The organism is Dolichospermum compactum NIES-806 (assembly GCF_002368115.1).
In the GTDB taxonomy this organism is placed as follows: domain Bacteria; phylum Cyanobacteriota; class Cyanobacteriia; order Cyanobacteriales; family Nostocaceae; genus Dolichospermum; species Dolichospermum compactum.
Map to the genome: position 1 here is coordinate 4,299,957 of NZ_AP018316.1, position 20,386 is coordinate 4,320,342.

Annotated in this window: 18 protein-coding genes and 2 pseudogenes; 11 read left to right on the plus strand and 9 right to left on the minus strand. The window is 38.4% G+C overall.

Annotation, left to right across the window (positions count from 1 at the left end):
• Window positions 1-15: 15 nt before the first annotated feature.
• The 3 genes and pseudogenes from CA730_RS19900 to CA730_RS19910 form a co-directional block, all read left to right on the plus strand.
• Window positions 16-438, plus strand: a pseudogene (locus tag CA730_RS19900) (adenylate/guanylate cyclase domain-containing protein); the annotation flags it as partial.
• Window positions 439-543: 105 nt separating this feature from the next.
• Window positions 544-2,388, plus strand: a complete 1,845-nt coding sequence (locus CA730_RS19905) for a tetratricopeptide repeat protein (protein WP_096669919.1) — start codon at window positions 544-546, stop codon at window positions 2,386-2,388.
• Window positions 2,389-2,541: 153 nt separating this feature from the next.
• Entirely contained in the window at window positions 2,542-3,372 is an 831-nt protein-coding gene (locus CA730_RS19910; RefSeq protein WP_096669921.1) for an alpha/beta hydrolase, read from the plus strand.
• Between the two features lie 128 nt (window positions 3,373-3,500).
• Here CA730_RS19910 and CA730_RS26495 read toward each other — a convergent pair.
• A pseudogene (locus CA730_RS26495) lies at window positions 3,501-3,584 on the minus strand (carotenoid oxygenase family protein); the annotation flags it as partial.
• A 102-nt stretch (window positions 3,585-3,686) separates the two neighbouring features.
• Between CA730_RS26495 and CA730_RS19915 the strand changes: the two are divergent.
• Both CA730_RS19915 and CA730_RS19925 read left to right on the plus strand, forming a co-directional pair.
• Window positions 3,687-4,496 (plus strand): hypothetical protein, encoded by an 810-nt coding sequence (locus CA730_RS19915; protein WP_096669923.1) that lies wholly within the window; start codon window positions 3,687-3,689, stop codon window positions 4,494-4,496.
• Between the two features lie 215 nt (window positions 4,497-4,711).
• The gene (locus CA730_RS19925; protein ID WP_157750029.1) at window positions 4,712-5,806 is read left to right on the plus strand and encodes a hypothetical protein; all 1,095 of its coding nucleotides are present in this window, start codon (window positions 4,712-4,714) and stop codon (window positions 5,804-5,806) included.
• An 88-nt stretch (window positions 5,807-5,894) separates the two neighbouring features.
• Here CA730_RS19925 and CA730_RS19930 read toward each other — a convergent pair whose 3' ends face one another.
• Window positions 5,895-7,271, minus strand: coding sequence for a carotenoid oxygenase family protein (locus CA730_RS19930; protein WP_096669929.1), 1,377 nt, complete (start codon window positions 7,269-7,271; stop codon window positions 5,895-5,897).
• Between the two features lie 206 nt (window positions 7,272-7,477).
• On the opposite strand from CA730_RS19930, the gene era reads away from it, so the two are divergent.
• Entirely contained in the window at window positions 7,478-8,452 is a 975-nt protein-coding gene (gene era / locus CA730_RS19935) for a GTPase Era (protein WP_096669931.1), read from the plus strand.
• Between the two features lie 237 nt (window positions 8,453-8,689).
• Entirely contained in the window at window positions 8,690-9,223 is a 534-nt protein-coding gene (locus CA730_RS19940; RefSeq protein ID WP_096669933.1) for a dihydrofolate reductase, read from the plus strand.
• Between the two features lie 66 nt (window positions 9,224-9,289).
• Here CA730_RS19940 and CA730_RS19945 read toward each other — a convergent pair whose 3' ends face one another.
• Window positions 9,290-10,090: a tetratricopeptide repeat protein gene (locus tag CA730_RS19945; RefSeq protein WP_096669935.1), complete on the minus strand. Its 801-nt coding sequence runs from the start codon at window positions 10,088-10,090 to the stop codon at window positions 9,290-9,292.
• Between the two features lie 281 nt (window positions 10,091-10,371).
• Between CA730_RS19945 and CA730_RS19950 the strand changes: the two genes are divergently transcribed.
• Entirely contained in the window at window positions 10,372-10,671 is a 300-nt protein-coding gene (locus tag CA730_RS19950; protein WP_015079494.1) for a 30S ribosomal protein PSRP-3, read from the plus strand.
• A gap of 99 nt (window positions 10,672-10,770) precedes the next feature.
• On the opposite strand, the gene CA730_RS19955 is transcribed toward CA730_RS19950, so the two are convergent.
• Complete coding sequence (locus tag CA730_RS19955; RefSeq protein WP_096669937.1) at window positions 10,771-12,489, minus strand: WD40 repeat domain-containing serine/threonine-protein kinase; 1,719 nt, start codon at window positions 12,487-12,489, stop codon at window positions 10,771-10,773.
• 201 nt (window positions 12,490-12,690) lie between these two features.
• Between CA730_RS19955 and CA730_RS19960 the strand changes: the two genes are divergently transcribed.
• Window positions 12,691-13,659, plus strand: coding sequence for an orange carotenoid protein N-terminal domain-containing protein (locus tag CA730_RS19960; protein WP_096669938.1), 969 nt, complete (start codon window positions 12,691-12,693; stop codon window positions 13,657-13,659).
• Window positions 13,660-13,833: 174 nt separating this feature from the next.
• Complete coding sequence (locus CA730_RS19965; protein WP_096669940.1) at window positions 13,834-14,283, plus strand: DUF29 domain-containing protein; 450 nt, start codon at window positions 13,834-13,836, stop codon at window positions 14,281-14,283.
• A 42-nt stretch (window positions 14,284-14,325) separates the two neighbouring features.
• Here CA730_RS19965 and CA730_RS19970 read toward each other — a convergent pair whose 3' ends face one another.
• The 5 genes from CA730_RS19970 to CA730_RS19990 form a co-directional block, all read right to left on the minus strand.
• Entirely contained in the window at window positions 14,326-15,129 is an 804-nt protein-coding gene (locus tag CA730_RS19970; RefSeq protein WP_096669942.1) for a peptidase, read from the minus strand.
• Between the two features lie 12 nt (window positions 15,130-15,141).
• Window positions 15,142-15,375: a preprotein translocase subunit SecG gene (secG, locus tag CA730_RS19975; RefSeq protein WP_096669944.1), complete on the minus strand. Its 234-nt coding sequence runs from the start codon at window positions 15,373-15,375 to the stop codon at window positions 15,142-15,144.
• A 334-nt stretch (window positions 15,376-15,709) separates the two neighbouring features.
• On the minus strand, window positions 15,710-17,308 hold the full coding sequence (gpmI, locus tag CA730_RS19980) for a 2,3-bisphosphoglycerate-independent phosphoglycerate mutase (RefSeq protein WP_096669946.1): 1,599 nt from the start codon (window positions 17,306-17,308) through the stop codon (window positions 15,710-15,712).
• Window positions 17,309-17,548: 240 nt separating this feature from the next.
• The gene (locus CA730_RS19985) at window positions 17,549-17,821 is read right to left on the minus strand and encodes a toxin-antitoxin system HicB family antitoxin (protein WP_096669948.1); all 273 of its coding nucleotides are present in this window, start codon (window positions 17,819-17,821) and stop codon (window positions 17,549-17,551) included.
• Between the two features lie 7 nt (window positions 17,822-17,828).
• Window positions 17,829-18,251 (minus strand): putative toxin-antitoxin system toxin component, PIN family, encoded by a 423-nt coding sequence (locus CA730_RS19990; protein WP_039205040.1) that lies wholly within the window; start codon window positions 18,249-18,251, stop codon window positions 17,829-17,831.
• A 418-nt stretch (window positions 18,252-18,669) separates the two neighbouring features.
• Between CA730_RS19990 and CA730_RS19995 the strand changes: the two genes are divergently transcribed.
• The gene (locus CA730_RS19995; RefSeq protein ID WP_096669950.1) at window positions 18,670-20,367 is read left to right on the plus strand and encodes an ABC1 kinase family protein; all 1,698 of its coding nucleotides are present in this window, start codon (window positions 18,670-18,672) and stop codon (window positions 20,365-20,367) included.
• The last annotated feature ends 19 nt before the right edge of the window (window positions 20,368-20,386 follow it).

The following is a 20,386-nucleotide window of genomic DNA, read 5'->3' on the forward strand; positions in this document are numbered from 1 at the left end:
TACTTGTTATACTAATTAGCCGAAATTCATAGTATAGAAAAAATTAAGACCATCGGTGATGCTTATATGGCTGTCGCTGGTTTATCTAATTATCGCAGTGATCATGCTCTAGCGATCGCCAATATGGCATTAGATATGCAAAAATCTGTGCTTAAGTTTAATCAAAAAAATAACCTGTCTTTTCAGATTCGCATGGGTATTAGTACGGGATCAGTTGTAGCATAGGTAATTGGATTAAAGAAATTTGCTTATGATTTGTGGGGTGATACGGTGAATACAGCCAGTAGAATGGAGTCTCACGGTATACCTGATAATATCCAGATTTGTGAAGCCACCTATCAGGTGTTAAAAGATAAGTATTTGGTGGAAAACCGGGGTTTAATTAAAATTAAAGGTAAAGGGGAAATGATGACTTATTTATTATATGGAGTCAAGTGATAAGCAAAACTTAACATTTCTTAAATGTCAATTAAACCCAATTTCCAATCTCCAAACCTGCAACAGCTACAATGAGAATTGTTGTGATGTTCCCTATTAGCTAAAGTGTCAGACTCTTTACCATTGCGCGAGCATTATCTCGCTTTAATTAACGATATTATCGAAACCACTCTCAAAGGCAAAATTAGCTCTGTAGAGCAGGTTTATCAAATGTTGCTCAAAGGTATCACTTCCGGAACTGGGGAGGTGTTTGAATTAGTTTTGAGCGATCGCCTCAATACGATACAATCTCAGGTAGACTCGGAAACCGACGAACTGAAAAAAGCCAAAGCCACTAGAAGTTTACGCGCAGCTAAAACAATTCAAACTCAATGGCAACGGTGGCAAGAACAAAATAAAGCCACTGAAGCGATTTCCCTATCTATGCGGGAAATTACCACAGCCACCGCAGATGAGCGATTAACAGCTTTGTTGCGAGCTACTGATCCTAATTTAAAGTATCCCTTAAATTTATCCCAACTTCAACAGTTAGCCAAATCTCTACAACAATTTGCCGGCGCTAACCAAGATTTTCAGCAAATTGCTGACGGAATTAATCGTGGTATAACTTCTTGGCAAAAAATTCAAGCAAATTTACTAAATTGGATGTATGAACCCAAAAGTTCTCTAGGATTTGGTGGTATACCTGGAGAAAATAGTCCTTGGGCAAGTTGGGCTAAAGTAGTTAATAGTGAAGTTCCCCAAGCATTTTTTCAGATTCTAGCAAAAGAACAATCAGCCCTAGAATTTGCTCAACAACAACAGCAAATTAGTTTGAGTAACTGGGTAGAATTAACAATAGTTTTACAGCTTTTGCAAAGAGGTTTAATTAATTGGTTTGATCAACAAGCTTATGATATTCAAGCAGGTCCTAAATTATCTATTTCCACATTTTTAACCTTTGCCGTAATTTGGAGTCAATTAGCTAGTGGTTTTCAAAATCAAGCCATAATATATAGCAATGGTGCATCCCAAATCATGCTGCAAATTTTGCGAACCTTTGCCCAACGTCCTTATTTCCCTCTTTACGGTGGGATTTTTGCCTCATTTTCTGGTAGTTATTTACGGGATGCTTTAGATTATTTAGATGCTCCCTTGCGTTCTGCCGAAGGTACTCAAGAAAAAGCCCGGATTTTGACTTTATTGGGGTATTCTCAGCGCAGTTTGGGCAGATATGATCGCTCTCTTAATTTTCATCAACAAGCCTTAGAAATAGCCAGAAATGCCGGAGATAAAGCCTGTGAAATCGCCAATCTCAATCACCTGAGTCGGACTTATGTACAACGGCAAAATTATGGTGAAGCCATTAATTATAGTCAACGGGCATTAATTTACAGTAGACAAACTGGAGACAAAACTGGAGAAGCTAATGCTTTGGTAAATCTAGGTTATAGCGAAGTTATGCAAGCCAAGCAAACAGAAATTAGTGAACCTGAAGTTTATGAATCTGCTATTAACTATCTAGAACAAGGTTTAAAATTAGCAGAAAAATTAAACGATTTACAAAGTCAAGCTTTATGTTTTAGTAGTCTAGGAATTGCTTATGTAGTGACTGCACAATATCCCACAGCAATTAAATATTTAGAAAATGCCTTTAAAATTGCCCAAATTTCCGGTGATTTGTATTTACAAGGCAGAAATTTAGCATATTTAGCTGAAGCTAATTATATGATGGCTAATTATGAAAAAGCAGTTTACTCTGGTAGTTTGGGAATGTATCTTTTAGAGCAAATTGCCTCTGATGAATGGCGACAACCTGCTGCTTTATTAACTATTATTAGAGGACAAATTGGTATAGACAAATTTCAATTATTACTACAACAAAATCGCCCGAAAATGATTGCCATTATTGGTGTTGATGGTTATGATTACATTCCTAATTTGCTAGTAAAATATCAAGAAGATATGTAATTTGATGTTAATAAAATTGTAGGTTGGGTTAAGCGACAGCGCAACCCAACAAAAGGATTAATTAACAAAAAGATTAATAATGTTGGGTTTCCTTGCGTCAACCCAACCTACGGAATTTACCCGAAAATCGCTGTAATTTATTATTTCTCTATCATGGATAAACAGCAATTAAAAAAACTGCTTATTGGTGATTTAACTTGGAAACGAATGTTAAAATCTCTCATTTTTATTTACGCTTTTTTTGCTGTCTATGTTTATTTCCGCGCTGACAGCATGATTTTTCTACCTCAACCATCCAGTTATCAAGATAATCAGGATATTCTCAAGATAAAAACCGCAGAGAATAAAAATATTTCTGCAATCTATTTACCAAATCCTCAAGCTAAATATACCATTCTTTATGCTCATGGTAATGCTGAAGATTTGGGGTATATAAAACCACGATTAAAAAAAATCCGAGATTTGGGTTTTAGTGTCTTTGCTTATGATTATCGCGGTTATGGGACAAGTGAAGGAAATCCTACAGAAAAAGCTGCTTATCAAGATATTGATACTGCTTACAATTATTTAACTCAACAATTAAATATTTTTCCTCAACAAATTATAGTTTTTGGGCGTTCCGTTGGTGGTAGTTCAGCAGTAGATTTAGCATCTAAAAAACCTGTAGCTGGGTTAATAGTTGAAAGTAGCTTTACTTCTATTTTTCGAGTAGTTGTTCCTGTGCCAATTTTACCTTTTGATAAATTTACTAATCTCAACAAAATCAAAAAAGTAAAATCTCCAGTTTTGATCATTCATGGTAAATCTGATGAAATTATTCCTTTTAGTCATGGAGAAAAATTATTTGCGGCTGTATCATCTCCCAAACTTTCTTTTTGGGTAGATAAAGCCAGCCACAATGATTTATCCTTTGTTGCAGGTGAAAGGTATTGGGAAATGTTAAAAAAGTTCGCTGATTTAGTTGAGAAAAATCCTACTAAATAGAAAATAATACCAATTTAAAAAATGATCTAAATGTAGGTTGGTTTAAGCGACAGCGCAACCCAACAAAAGGATTAATCAACAAAAGGATTAATAATGTTGGGTAACATACGTCAACCCAACCTACCTAATTAGGAAATCCAAATACCGTGAAATCCATAGGGTACACGTTGGGGAATCATTACCCGCGCTATGGATGCGCTGGTGATATCTTGAAGAATACCATCAGATAGATATATTAGCAGTTATTGAAACAAACAACAAAATGGGGTAAAATAATTATGATCACATAACCTGATATAGCTCAACTATACAAAATGCTTTCAGAAGACCAGCCTACGACTAATACTGAGTTTGGGGATATTCTAATCAAAATAATTAAGAATCCTTATATCCCTGAATCAAAAGACCTACTCATACACGAAAAACCAGCGTCTGACCATAGGTTACAAAAAAGCAAACTCTCCGATAAAGAATATTCCTTAGTCAGAGATAAATGGTTAAAACGTATTCGTGATAAAAACCCCTATGGTCATGAAACCATAGGGCTATCTTATGATCTGTTTATTGAAATGGTTCAGGAATTATTCGGTTGCAATGAGCCTAACAGCCCTGAAATGCCGATAAACCGCACGGCTGTAGTCCATTTAGTTGGGACAGCTAACCCCAAACCGACTAGAACAGGTAAACCTGCTGCTACTGTGCAAGAGCCTAATTTAAAATTTATGTCTTGTTTCACAGATAAATATACCTATGAGCAACTAAAAGAAATAGGGGATAAAGTCGTTGCTGAGTATAATAGACACAGACATGGCGGAACAGCACCAGTTAAACTCAGTTTAGATTTTTCAACACCTGAGAAAGAAACCCTTTATTTAGATAGTGATGAGGAATTCACTAATCAACCTGAAGAGTCTAATAATTTGCGATCGCTCATCCACCAAACATTAAGCAGAAAGGGAACTGATATTCTAATTGGTTCAGGTCTGGATGCAATGGAGTTATTAAGTTTGCTAATTGATAAGAACCCTAAAATAAGCATCAACACAATTAGATGCCTACCTATCCTGTTGGGGATATCCTCAGAAGAGTTCATAAAACTGCTATATGAGGATACGGATAGCTGAAATGTCGGTTTTTGATTTAGGTTCTTCTCTAATTATCCAAGGATGATTAGTTAAAACATAATCCCACTTTTTTAACTCAGGAATCACTGATGCTTCAAAATCACTGATTCTTTTTTTCGTCAGACACCGATGGTACTGGAGACGCAGACTGTATCAGCCTAGACGAAATGACTAAATAAAATATTTTACTCTTATCTTGACTTTTAATAATAATAATGCTATTTTCTAAAGAAGAGGTTGAAACAGAAACAGCCCCATTATTAATCAGATGCTCATTTACTAATTTAAAGACTTTCATCATGTTGTACAATCACGCATTAGAGACGCTAAAGTCACTCCTGGAGACTAAGCCATGTGATGATATAATCATTATCAAAAATAAGTATAAAGTCAGGAGAAATCAACCTTTCTCTTATGACCTTTTCAAATTTGCTTATCCAGAAGATGAGAACAACCAAGAAATTAAAAAAATGGAATGTTCTTATTTTGTTGAGCAATTATTAGAGTATTTTGGTCATTCCTACCCCACACAAATAAAAAAGAGCAAGATTGAGCTATTAGATAAGAAATTTGGGGTTACTTTATATACAGAACAGCGTGGACATGAGCTAAAAGGTAGTGTTGATAAAGACAGGTTTTTCAGCTTAGTTGGTTTGTGTGTGCATCAGAAATTCTCCAAAACTGAAGTAAATTTAGAAGGGTTAAATGCTTTAGGTAAAGGAAGTTTTTATGTTATTGCCAATTATCTTAAGAAAAAATATGGCGATAAATATGATAAAGGCGAAGCGTTACCGCAACCTACTAAAAAACCGCAACCTGCTAAAAGTAAAAATTCTAAGTCTGTTCCTAAAGCAAAAGTAACAGTAGTTGAAACGGAACCAAAAGAAGATATACCCATAAAGTTCACTAAGTTCCTGGAAACTAACCCAGGATTTACAACTAAAGCCACTCTGATTGACAGTGCATATAAGCAAAGGTCTTATTCTATCTTTGGGTTCACTGAAGATTTTAACAGCCATCACAAAGCTACCTACCAATGGGCTGCTGATGTGCTAGTTTTGGAGTTCCTTGATATCCTGAGATGCTCTGATCCAAAACATAAATTAACTACTATTAAGAAGAAAGTTGGAATAAAAAGCAGACTGGGTAGTAACGATATTATTGCTGAACAATTATTCTATAAAATGTTTGGTTTGTGTGTGGTTATGGCAACCAATGAAGATCAAGGTAGCTTTAATTCTGATGAACTTAGAGATTTTGGGAAGTCCTGTTTTTTACAACTAATAGACCATCTGCGAGGGAAGGAATAGATCCAGATGTAGGTTGGGTTAAGCGATAGCCCAACCCAACAAAAGGATTAATAATGTTGGGTAACATACGTCAACCCAACCTACCTAATTAGGAAATCCAAATACCGTGAAATCCGTAAGGGATACGCTGAGGAATCATTACCCGCGCTATGGGTTCATTGGTGATATCTTGGGCGTTAATAATTATGAGTTCTGATGTTTGGGAATTTTCATCATAAACAAATGTTACCAACCATCCTGCATCTTCAGCAGTACCATGAGGATGAGGTGCAAATACGGCTTCTCCACCATAACGATTTTCACCAAATTCATGAATTTGGGATTTACCATTTTCAAAATCGTATTTGATGACACCACTAAACAAGGGATTTTGACTATGTGCCATTTTTCCTACATAGCCATATTGGGTTTTTCTTCCTAACAGGATTTCGTTGACACGGGGAAATTCTCCCGGTACGTCATCTAGTTTTTCTTCTGTAACTGCACCTGTGCTAAGGTTAAAACGCCAACTGTGTAAATAAGGAATGTCTCCTTTTTCCTCACGGTGTGTATGGTCAGAAACCAGAACATTAGTAGAATTCATGCGACAAGCGATAAGTACCACTTCGTCTCCGGTTTCGTAAGCGTTGAGGGTGTGGAAGACATAGCAAGAGGGACATTCAAACCAGCGAATATTGCTGTTGTCACCATGACGAGGCATTATACCAAACCGACTGGGGCGATCGCTCTCAAACATCATCATTGGTTCTCCCCGCTGCATTCTTTCCACACTAAATGTCAGAGGTAAATCCATGAAAATGGTATAATTTTCTGTGATGGCGAAATCGTGCATCATTACCGCTGTGGGTATTTCTATGGGTACTGTTCGTAATAACTCCCCCCGGGCGGAAACTACGCCATATTGTAGATAAGGTGGTCTGAAACCGTAACCAAAAAACATCATTTCCCCGGTGACAGGATCTACCTTGGGATGGGCGGTAAAGGCGGAAACCAGTTTATCATTATAGGTATGTTCCCCAATAGTTGCTAGATCGGGAATATTGATGTGATGAGGCGCACCTCCTTCCCATAGTGCTAAAAGCTGTTGATTGTGCCACACCAAGGCTGTATTAGCGGTATTTTTCCCTGGTCCGTGAGGGTTGTCCATTTGCGGTGGTTCTAAAAGTCCACTCCACACAGCTTTACCCGCTTCATGTTCAATCTTCCATCCTCTAGTTTTCACATAGCGATTATGATAGGTGGCTTTCCCGTCGTTAATTTGGACTCCATGTAACATTCCATCCCCATCAAACCAGTGATATTGACCAATGGGACTCCATTGCGGGTTGGGACCATTACGGACAAACATCCCTGATAGTTCTGGGGGGATTTCTCCAATAACTTCTAAGGTATCAGTAGATATTTCAGTGTTTATGGGGGCAAAGTTACCCGCTAAATAAGGATTTACGGCTGTTGATGCGGTCATACTCAGTGAGTTCAGATAGAGACACTGTATTTAATATAGTTATGGTTGGCTATTTGTGCTATGAAAAACAAACACCAGATATCCGACTTCTTTGAGAAGTCGGGGATCTATATCCTTTCCATAAATATGCGATAATCAATGTATCTCTATTCTTCAAGAGATTTTCCGTCAAAATCAAAATAATCTGTTAATCATAATTGTAAAAAATGCAAGTAGAATCACAAATCTCTGATATTGATAATAATATTTTTACTGATTTCGGTGGGGTCATGATTCCCGAAGCACCGGATGGATTTAAATCAGGTTTTATTGGCATTATCGGTCGGACTAATGTGGGTAAATCCACTTTGATGAATGAATTAGTTGGGCAAAAAATAGCTATTACTTCCCCCGTATCCCAAACTACTCGCAATCGCTTAAAGGGGATTTTAACGACGGAAACAGCCCAGTTGATTTTTGTGGATACCCCCGGTATTCATAAACCTCATCATCAATTAGGGGAAGTGTTGGTAAAAAATGCCAAAATTGCCATTGACTCGGTAGATGTGATATTATTTGTAGTTGATGGTACTGTTGCTTGTGGTCCAGGCGATCGCTATGTGGCAGAACTACTAATTAATACTCAAACACCTGTAATTCTGGGGATTAATAAAATTGATCAACAACCAGAAGATGCCCAAAAAATAGATGATAGTTATATTCAATTAGCTAATACCTATAAATGGCAAAGTGTGAAATTTTCTGCTAAAACCGGCGCGGAATTATCGCAACTCCAAGATTTATTAATTAGTCATCTTGAACCAGGTCCATTTTACTATCCACCGGATTTAGTTACAGACCAGCCAGAACGGTTCATCATGGGTGAATTAATTCGAGAACAAATACTATTATTAACCCGTCAAGAAGTTCCCCACTCCGTAGCGATCGCCATTGATTTAGTTGAAGAAGCCCCAAAAATTACCCGTGTTCTCGCCACAATCCATGTTGAGAGAGATTCTCAAAAAGGTATTCTCATTGGAAAAGGGGGAACAATGCTCAAAGCCATTGGTAGTGAAGCTAGACAACAAATTCAAAAGCTAATTGTTGGGAAAGTTTATCTAGAATTATTTGTCAAAGTCCAACCCAAATGGCGACATTCACGGGTGCGTTTAGCAGAACTAGGTTATCGCGTCGAAGAATAAATCAGAAAGTAGGGGCGCAGGCCCTGCGCCCAGTCACGTGGTACGGAATACGCCCAGTTTAGGGTATACCCAACACGGCTTAATTATTTGATTCTCCGGGTAAGGGTTTAGCAGTGCTAAACCCTTACAAATCTGGGGTTTTCGTGATTCTACAAAAGTTCATGTTTCAACCGTTTTGAGTATATCTTAAATTTTTAAAATTACCCTCTTTTTGAAAAACCAGAATATTATCAATTTATGCCGTTAATTAGTCTCATTGCTGCCATTTCGGAAAATCGAATTTTAGCAAACTCAGCCAGAAAACATATTCGTTCTGGTAATCCTTGGGATATTCCCAGTGATGAAATTTATTACCGGCAAATGATCCGCAGACATCCTGTAATTATCGGGCGCAAAAGTTATTCTACCATGACTAAACCATTTCCCGATTGTACAACTATTGTTCTGACCAGAGATCCCAATTTTCAAGCCTTTGGTTGTGTAGTTTTGCATTCATTAACAGAAGCAATTGCATGGGCGAAAATGAGTGAAACAGAAGAAATATTTATCGCCGGTGGTGGACAGATTTATACTGAAGCCATCCAATTTGCCGATAAACTTTATTTAACTATTGTTGAAGGTAATTTTGTGGGAGACATATACTTTCCTGAATTTGCCGATTTTGGAAAAGTCACAAAAGAGAAGAAAATGCAGGAAAATGGCTATAAGTTTAATTTTGTAGAAATTGAAAAGTGCGTTAATGGAATAACGCCACCTTCAATAATTGGATAAGTGATGGGACACAAATTAATTACACAACTGATTTTTCTGTTCCCTGTTCCCTGTTCCCTGTTTAATTTATTGTAATTTCAAAAATCTATCCAAAGCTGCTACCATACTTGGTGGCCAGCGACGGATATTCCTTACCCAATTCATATCCTTATAACGGGTATCTAGTCCATAGGCTGCTACCCAATTACTCTCCGCTTCTCCCTTATTTCCCGTCACCCAATAAGCGGCTGTTAAAGCAGCACGCATATCAGCAAATCGAGGATATTTACGGACTATATTCCGCATCTCCCGGATAGCTTGATCTGGTTGATGAGTTTCATACAAAGCCAGGGCATAATTAGCCCTAGCAAAGGCAAAATTTGGGGTAATTTCTGTGGCTTTTTGGAAATCTAAAATCGCTTCTTGCCATTTCCCTAAACCTGTTTTAGCATTACCACGATTATTATAAGCCATAGCATCTTGAGGATCTAATTCTAATACACGATTATAATCAGCGATCGCCTCCTCCCATCTTCCCAAACCTTCCAACGCCGTCCCCCGATTCAAATAAGGATCTGTCACAGTAGGCGCAAGTTCTACGGCTTTGTTATAATCCATCAATGCGGATTGTAACTTATTCTGACTGACACGAGAATTACCGCGATTACTCCATGCTCCCGCATTAGTAGGAAATTTTTCAATAATTTCTGTCCAATAAGCCTCCGCCGTCACAAAATCGCCTTGATTCGTAGCTGCAAAAGCCTTAGTCGCTAATTCATCCCCTACTTGCAACTCCTGGGCTGTAATAGGTTGAGATTCTGCCATAACTGGTGTATTCCAGCCAAAAACCAGTAATAAACTCAGAAAAATACCAATTAGTTTAATCATCTAACTCTGACGTGATATGCAACAAAATTAATGATATAGCAGATCACGAAACTCAGATTAAAAGAGGGTTTTACTCATTCTCCCCCCCTTCCCTCTTCCCTCTTCCCTCTTCCCTCTTCCCTCTTCCCTCTTCATTCTTCCTTATTCATTCTTCCTTATTCATTCTGACTCCTGACTCCTGACTAAATTTCTGCACTCATTAGTCAATTATTCAAAGATTGAGTTAAAATAAGGGGTCGCAAACTTAGTAAGTAAAACCCGGATATTCCCCGGAGGTGTAATTGACCAAGTTCATTTTGAAAATTCTCTGGTTAGACGAAAACGTCGCCCTAGCAGTAGATCAGGTTGTTGGTAAAGGTTCTAGTCCCTTAACCAAATACTTTTTTTGGCCCAGAAATGATGCCTGGGAAGAGCTAAAAAAAGAGTTAGAATCCAAACACTGGATCACAGATGTTGACCGGGTAGAGTTGCTTAACAAAGCCACAGAAGTGATTAACTACTGGCAAGAAGAAGGCAGAAAACGCCCAATGGCAGAAGCACAGTTGAAATTTCCAGAAGTTGCCTTCACAGGTAGCGCCTGATTATTTTAAATTGGTAATTGGTAGTGGGTAATTGGTGATTGGTCATGGGTAATTAAGTCAAATTATCACCTGTCACCTGTCACCAGTCCCCAGTCCCCATCATCTTCGCCACAATTTGATTGTCTTGTCCTTACTACCACTGATAATTAATCCCCCATCCTCCCTCATAACAACGCTAGATACTGAGTCTGTATGACCGACAAGACTAGCAATTTCCAATTTTGTGCTGATTTGCCAAATTTTCACAGTTTTATCCCAACTGCCACTAATCAGCGTTTCTCCATCAGCACTAAAAGCCACAGCCACCACTGACCAAGAATGACCTGAAAGTGTGCTAATTAATTCACCAGTGCTAACATCCCATAATTTGATTGTATTATCACCGCTACCAGTCGCCAACAAATTAGGATGAGTGGGACTAAAAGCCACTGTCAAAACTGCCCAAGTATGACCAGAAAGAGTTGTTAATAAGTGAAAATTTCCGTCTTCTAATTTCCAGACCCGAACTGTGCGATCATAACTAGCACTAGCTAAAAGCCGTCCTTGGGGACTAAAAGCCACAGCATTTACTTGTAATTTATGCCCTGTTAAAGTGTTCCGTGCTAAACCCGGTTTTACATCCCAGATTTTAATAGTTTTATCCCAACTACCACTAGCTAAAATTTGCCCATGAGGATGAAATGCTAGGGATTTAACAGCGTGTGAATGTCCAGTCAAACTATGAATTTTCGTTAATGTCTTCACATCCCACAAATTGATATTTTGATCATCACTAGCTGTGGCTAAAATTGTATCATGATCATTAAAAGTAACTGCCGTTATACGTTGAGTATGTCCGATAAAGTTCCCTATTAATTGCTGATTGCTTAAATTCCATAATTTAATACTTTTATTATCTTCACCACTAGCTAATATTTTACTATCATGACTTAATGCCACAGTATTAATAGAACTATTAATTTGATTTTTCAGAGTATGGGAAAATTGCCAAAAATAAGTTTCAATTGGGGATAATAAAGGCAAATAATTATCTTTAATACCCAAATTATATATAAGTTGATCTGCTGATTCCCAACGTTCTTGTAAATTATATTTTACTAGTTTATCAAGGGTTTGTCCTAAATGTTCACTAATAGGATAGGTAAGATAATCTAGCCATACCCAGCAATTATTAGTCATATCAAACAGTTCAAAAGGAGAAACTTGAGTAAGTAAATAAATACAGGTTATACCTAAACTATAAAGGTCACTAGCGAAAACTGCTTTACCTTGTGCTTGTTCTGGAGAAATATATTCTGGACTACCAACTAAATTATCGTCATCTTCATTGATATTGACAAACTTCATATTGGTAAAATCCCTTAAAACCAAATTATTCAATAGATCTTGACTTTGATTTTTAGTCCGCAAAATAATATTTCCCGGTTGAATATTTCGGTGAATAATTTGATGATTATGAATAAACATGATCACTGGTAATAAACCTTTTAAAAGCTGCCAAATCTGAGTTTCATTAAAACCACCTTGCTTTGCTAATAAACTAGCTAAATTATCCCCCTCAATAAATTCTTGAATTAAATAGTAATATTCATTTTCGGTAAAATGTGTAATTAAAGTAGGAATTTGGGGATGTTTACCTAATTCCGTTAACTTCTGTACCTGAAATTGAAAAATTTCCAGCGGTTGATATCGAGATAAAACTTGATAAACAACACAAGGAATTGGCGGAAATTGACTTTCATCTACAGCCAAAAAAGTCTGATAAAATCCCCCCTGACTAATCTGTTTAACTAAACAATAAACTCCATTAACTAACACAACTTATCTCCTAAATTCCTCTGCGTGAAAAAACGAAAACTCTACCACTAACTTTATATTTTGTCAATTCGTAATTTCCATTGTTTACAAAAATTAAGATTTTTATTACATTACTCTGCATAAGACATAAGTTCATCATAAACATTTTTAGCTTATGTCTTTACAGAGACTAATAAACACATAATTTTGGAGATTCCGACTGTGGCTTTAACTATCCAGTCTGCTCAAACTATTTTTTCTAATACTCAAGTTCCCAGCCCTATTCCTGCAACTATAGCGTTATTCGATCAACTTAACGTTGATGATCAATTAGCTTACCTTTGGTATGCTTACACTGAAATGGGTAAAACCATTACTCCCGCAGCACCTGGAGTAGCACGCTTACAACTAGCCGAAAGTTTGCTGACCCAAATTAAGCAAATGTCTCGTGAAGAGCAAACAAAAGTGATGCGGGATTTAGCCAGCCGTGCTGATACTCCTATTAGCCGTTCCTATGGTTTCTTCAGCGTTAATACCAAACTAGCTTTCTGGTTCGAGTTAGGAGAATTGATGAAACAGGGAATCATCGCTCCTATCCCCGTTGGTTATCAAATGTCTCCCGGTGTAAAATTTGTATTAGAAGCTACACAGAAACTTGATCCAGGTCAGCAAATCACCGTATTGCGGAATACTGTAGTAGATATGGGATTTGATACTTCTGATCTTGGTCCTAGCAGTTATCCCAAAGCAGCTACAGAACCTGCTTTCCAACGGACAACACCAGTTATTTCCTCAGTGAAAATTGACGGGATTACAGAACCTGCGGTCTTAGGCTACATTGAAGCCATGAATGCAGATAAATTTGATGATGCGATCGCACTATTCACTACCGACGGTGCGCTACAACCACCATTCCAAAAGCCAATTGTGGGACGAGAAGCGATCACTAAATATATGCGCGAAGAAGCACAAGGACTAAACATGATGCCACAACAAGGTATCTGCGAAGTTCAACCAGACGGTTCTAAACAACTAAAGGTCACAGGAGTAGTGCAAACTCCTTGGTTTGGTGTCACAGTTGGTATGAACATTTCCTGGCGGTTTTTAATCAATCCCGATGGCAAAATCTTCTTCGTAGCCATTGATATGCTTGCATCTCCTCAAGAACTCATGAACCTACGTCGAGTGTAATCAAATCATGAGGCTGTTGAAAATCAAATTTACTTGTTATTTCCACAGCCTCGCAATAATAGAGTGAAAAATATTGACACCGACCAGAAAATTTGTTATTATGAAACCGACGAGGAAGAAACATCTCTAGAGCATAAGCGCAACTAATTAAGCATCAAGCTAAGTCAGCAAATAATGAAAACAGCTATTGAGATCAACAAACTATATGAGTCTAATTACTCACAATGGCTAGAAGAGACAATTAAAAGTCTCAAATCTCGTCAATTGGGAGATATTGACTATGATAACTTAATAGAAGAGTTAGAAGAATTGGCGAAAACCGAAAAAAGACGAGTCAGAAGTTTATTAGAACAGATTATTAGACACTTATTACTTTATCAAAATTGGCATATAGAAAAGCCTAGAAATGCTAACCATTGGGCGGCGGAAATTATTAGTTTTCGTAATCAAATTCATGAAGAATTAACAACTAACTTACGCAACCACTTAGCAGAAAATATCAATATCATTTACAGCAATGCCTTAGATTATGTTAAAACCAAAACCAAACTTACCAACTTACCAGAAATTTGTCCTTACACCTTAGATCAGATTTTAGATAAAAACTGGTTGCCTTCATCTTAAAATTTTCTCTTTGCGCCTGGAGCGTCTCTGCGTGAGATAAATTCAATTCTGCCCCAAACTTGTAGATTGTTCATAAACCTTCTTCAAAGTATTCACATCTCTGACAGAAATCAAGGGCGGTTTGCGAACCTGAGAAAAATACATAGTATCAGTTTCTAGAAGACTATGACCCCAAATACCCAAAGCATGACCAAGTTCATGACGGGCTGCTGATAGTACATATTCACCAGTTTGACTAGGACTCAGCAGAATCGTAAACCGGTGAGATAAAATATTATTTTCAGCATATAAATCATAACTAGTTAAAGCCGAACGCGCCCGTAGTATTTTACCATTAGGTTCACGCTGCAAGGGTGGTGCTTTTCGGAAGATTGTAATATCAGCAATAGCAGATTTTTCCACTATCTGCAAAGGTAAATAAATACTCCATTCTTGCACTGCTTGAGAAACACTATTAACCCATACTTGCGATTGTTTTTCATTAATATCAGTTGGTGTTTCTATCTTCACTTTCACCGGAAAATGTGACCAAATTAAATAACCAACTTTTGTAGATTTAATTTGATCAAAATAATCACCACTATTTGTTTTATCTTGCCATTGTGCCAGAGTTGGTGGTAAAGGATAGGATTTTGGGAGAATAGGTAAAGAAGTTAATAATTGGAAGTTTCTTTCCTGTTCCCTGTTCCCTATTCCCTGTTCCCTCGAAACAGCATTAACTTGAAAGTTAGTCAAAACAACCAGCAGTCCTGTACTTATTGCTAAAGTCAGAACTGCTGCTTGTAGTGAGCGAAATCGAACTATTAATCTTCGCCAAAAGTTGTGATTTTGGGTAATTTTTCCCATTTTCGGTTTCAATTATTTGGGCAACCAATTAGCACTTAAAACCACAGTTAAACCCATAAAAACTACAACTAATGCCCACGTAACTCGATTTAAAGTATTTTCGGCACTTTTGGTACTACTAAATAATTGTGCTTGTCCACCAATAGCACCAATGCCATCACCTTTAGGACTATGTAACAAAACGAGGATAATCAAACCGAGAGCGGAAAATGCCCAAATGCCTTGAATAATGTTAGTAATTGCCATATTAGAAATGTTGGTGATCAAAATTTATCAAAATTTATCAATTTTGGAGGGATTTAGCAATGCTCATTGGTGTCAACTTAGGCTATAAATAGCTTATTTGTTTAGCTTCCAAACCCGCCCGGAACTTAAGTTCCGGTCTAATAGCCAAAGTAAACTGAAGTTTACTCAAGAATTTAAAAATTTTCCGGTTATTCAGTCATCTTTAGATGACTTGTGCTATTAGACTGGGAATATGGCTAACGCCACGCTACGCTATCATTCCCAGTTGGGGTTTGGGTTTTACGTTAAGTTGACACCAGTGAAGCTCTTGCTTTACCCCTACCATTTTACGATTTTACAAACCTATTTGTACAGGAGTACGAGTTAGTTGTAAATCATATTCTGCGGCTTTAAGTAATGATCGCCCTGTCATTTCTTGTGGTTGAGATATTTGTAAAATATCTAGAATTGTCGGGGCAATGTCGGCTAATTTGCCATCATTTCTTAATACCACATTTGTTCCATATCCGGGTATTTTGGCTTTTTCACCTTCTACCAAAATTAAAGGAACTGGGTTAGTAGTATGGGCTGTCCAAGGATGACCGCCTTCATCTATCATATACTCAGCATTGCCATGATCAGCAGTAATAATTGCTGTACCACCTGCTTTACCAATAGCATCAATTAGACGACCTAAACATTTATCTACTGCTTCAATAGCTGTGACTGTCGCTGGAATTTGTCCTGTATGCCCTACCATGTCTGGGTTAGCATAGTTCATTACAACTAGGGAATAGATACCCTTTCTGATGGCAGCGATCGCCACATCTGTCACAGCTTGTGCTGACATCGCCGGGGTTTGATCATAAGTATTCACCATTGGACTACTGACTAATTCCCGGTCTTCTCCCTCACAGGGATCTTCTAGTCCCCCGTTAAAGAAATAAGTAACATGAGCGTATTTTTCAGTTTCAGCCGTTCTAAACTGTTTTAACCCGCGACTAGCGATAACTTCACCCAGAATATTACTCAGATTTTGCGGTGCGAAAGCCACAGAAACTGGCAATTCTGGATCATACTGGGTAAAAGTTACAAAAGAAAGTGGTTGAATTGACTGTCTTTCAAAACCGTTAAAAGTTTGACTAACGAAGGCTTGAGTTAGTTCCCTAGCGCGGTCGGGGCGGAAATTGAAAAATATTACCCCATCACCAGATTCTACCGCGCCCGGTTGCAACCGGACTGGGAGAACAAACTCATCGGTTACACCTTTCGCGTAAGCTGCTTGCAATACCTCTACAGCCCTGAGTCCATTGCCCGCACTATCTGTTGTCATCACATCGTAGGCACATTGGACTCGATCCCAACGGTTATCACGATCCATTGCATAAAAGCGACCACTAATAGTAGTGATTTCACCGATGCCAACATGAGCTATATAGTCTTCCAACTGCTGAATGACGTTGATGGCATCCGTTGGTTTAGTGTCACGACCATCAGTAATGGCATGAATACAAACCTGTGAAAGTCGCTGTTCCTTCGCTAAGTCAAGTAGTCCAAATAGATGGGTAATATGGGAATGCACCCCCCCATCAGAACAAAGCCCCACTAGATGTAACTTGCCATTAGCAGAACTGACTTCCTGGCAAATTTTGACAAGGGCTGGGTTTGCGGCTAAAGAACCGTCTTCTACAGCATCTGAGATCCGTACCAATTCTTGGGGTACGACTCGACCAGCGCCAATGTTCAAATGACCAACTTCCGAGTTGCCCATTTGACCTTCTGGCAACCCTACGGCTTTTCCTGATGTGCGAATGAGGGTGTGGGGATAGACTGCCCATAAACTGTCCATAATCGGAGTTTTGGCAGCGCGAATCGCGTTTCCTCGCTCTTCCTCACAGTAGCCCCATCCATCTAGAATGACTAGCACCACAGGAGCAACAGGTGCTTTGGTCATAGTAAAATCGCCCTTTACTTTTTGTAATACTCGAATGATACCATTGCTAACCAACTATGGAAGTTAAATTCAGTCGGAAAAAATCTTAAATCCCAAATTTTGTTAACCTACTGATACCAAATATTTGAGACGACTTTGACACTCTCCGGTCTAAAGACGCGGAGATTCTATAGAGAGTTTCAGTCTATATCCCTCAGTTATCCCAGTTTCTGTCAGCGGGGTTTCCCCGCCCTTCATTGCTTATTTTAGATTAAGGGCAGAGCGATCTGCTTGCAGCAGCGCTTCCTGATCGCCTTGTTCTGTAAGATTATCAAGTTTATCCAGTATTCTTAAACCTGCTTCTGGGTTTCCCGTTACAGCCATTGCTTTAAATCGAGTACAGGCATCAAATTCCGCTAGAGCTATAGTAGAAAGTTCTTCAATGAGTTTATTTACACTTATACCTCTAGTTTGCGCCAGTTCTTTTAATCGGATGTGTTTTTCGTTGGGTAAGCGAATAGTTAAAGTAGCCATTTTTTGTTTAACTCCTAATAATTTCTTCCGGTCTTAATATTGATAAGTTAGGAAATACGAGTTCAGCATTTTGGAAGTCTTTAACATTTTTGGTGACAATAATTTGAGCATTACCAGCAACCGCTAATTCAATTAAATGGTTGTCAGCTTCATCTTTTAAATTAGGTCGCCATAAGTAGTAAATTGATATCCATTGACTGACATTTATAAATGATGCAAGTAAAGTATAAATTTCTGTGTTAGTTAGAGAACATTGGCTGATAATTTCTTCTCGCTGCATGACTGATTCATACTCTAAAAATAAAGCATTTCCCATCAAAGGCTGATATTCTCCTTTCAAACAGCGTCGAATTAGTTCCCGACTAGAACCTTTTGATCCAATAAGCGCACTAATAAAAACGCTTGTATCTACCACAATTTTAATCGCCATGTGGCTATGATAGCATATATGCTGTCATTAGAGAAAATATTGGTCTTCGTACTGAGTTTTTTTGCTTTCGTACTATTTTAGATTAAAGGCAGAGCGATCTGCTTGCAGCAGCGCTTCGCGATCGCCTTGTTCTGTAAGATTATCATGCAAATGCTTAAGATCACGAATTTGCATGAGTCATTAAGAAAATATAAAATACCCTAAATACACACAAAAAGTTTGTACTTTTATAAAGTATAATTAAGAAAAAGATAAATAAATCTAGCTAGATAGGCTTATTTCTTCACCTATTGTCCCTAGATCCGGTTAAAGTTTCTTTCTAAACTAAAAAGTACCATTTTCCGGTGCCAACAACTAAGTTAGCATTCAGGATCAAAGCGACGATGTAAAATTCCCAGTTGAAGAGGCAAATAAAGGCGTGGGTCAGTATAAATCTGATGAATTAAAGCAGTATAACCCAGAGGCACTGCCCTGGGCAAGCGGAGCGATCGCTCGTTACTTTCGTTACCGTCCTTGGTTAGCCTGGGGACGACTACTGAGAATAATCTGGTCTTTTGCCGGATTTATATTCAGTCTCAAATGGGACGAATGGCAAGACCAGGTGGAGGAAAATCAGGGGAAACGCGCTACCCAGTTGCGAACCCTACTCACCAATCTCGGTCCGACATTTATTAAAGTCGGTCAAGCCCTCTCGACTCGTCCCGACTTAATCCGCAAAGACTTCTTAGCAGAACTAATCAAGTTACAAGACCAGTTACCACCTTTTGATAATGATCTGGCATATCAGATTATTGAAACAGAATTAAATCGCTCAATTGGCGAAATTTTTCGAGAGCTTTCGCCTCAACCCGTAGCAGCAGCTAGTTTGGGTCAAGTCTACCGGGGTCGCTTACTCAGCGGCGAGGAAGTGGCAGTCAAAGTACAACGCCCTAATCTCCGCCCGCTACTGATAAAAGACCTGTACCTCATGCGTTGGGTTGCCAGTTGGCTTGCTCCTTGGCTACCGCTGAATCTCGGACACGATTTAACTTTAATTGTGGACGAGTTTGGCACAAAGCTATTTGAGGAAATTGACTACATCAATGAAGGTCGCAATGCGGAAAAATTTGCCCATAATTTCCGTGATGACCCCCAGGTAAAAATTCCCTCTATTTACTGGAATTATACCAGCACTCATGTTTTAACTCTAGAATGGATCAACGGCTTTAAACTCACAGATACTGAGAATATTCAATCTGTCGGTTTAGATCCAGAAGCCATCATTCAAATAGGTGTAACTACTGGGTTACAACAACTATTAGAGCATGGCTTTTTTCATGCCGATCCTCATCCTGGGAATTTGTTCGCTATGCCCGATGGTCGCATGGCTTACATTGACTTTGGCATGATGGATCAATTGGAGGAAACTACTAAGGAAAGTTTAGTTGATGCTTTAGTACATTTGGTAAATAAGGATTACGCCGATTTAGCGGAAGATTTTGTCAAATTGGGCTTTTTGGCAGCAAATACTAATATTACGCCTATTGTTCCTGCATTAGAAGCAGTATTAGGAAATGCTATTGGTAAAAATGTCCAAGATTTCAACTTCAAAACCATTACGGATGAGTTCTCGGAATTGATGTATGAATATCCTTTCCGTGTGCCGGCAAAGTTTGCTTTGATTATTCGTTCTTTGGTGACACAAGAAGGAATTGCCCTCAGTCTTAACCCTAATTTCAAAATTGTGGAAGTGGGTTATCCCTATATCGCTCGGCGGTTATTAACTGGGGAATCTCCCGCATTACGGCGACGGCTATTGAATGTGTTGTTCAAAGATGGTAAATTCCAGTGGCAAAGGTTAGAAAATCTGATTACGATTGCTCGCACTGATAGCAATTTCGATGTTTTACCAACGGCGAAAATGGGTTTAGAATTCATCCTTTCCGAAGAGGGTAAATTTCTCCGTCGTCAGTTGGTCTTAGCTATCACTGAAGATGACCGTTTGCACACAGAAGAAGTCCAACGTCTGTGGGATTTGGTCAAGGATGATTTACCACCAAATCGTTTACTTAATGTCGCCATTAGCCTCTTGACCGAGTTCTCGAAAGAAGGTGTAGCAGCTATTTTAGCTAAATAATCTGTTACCAAATAAAAAC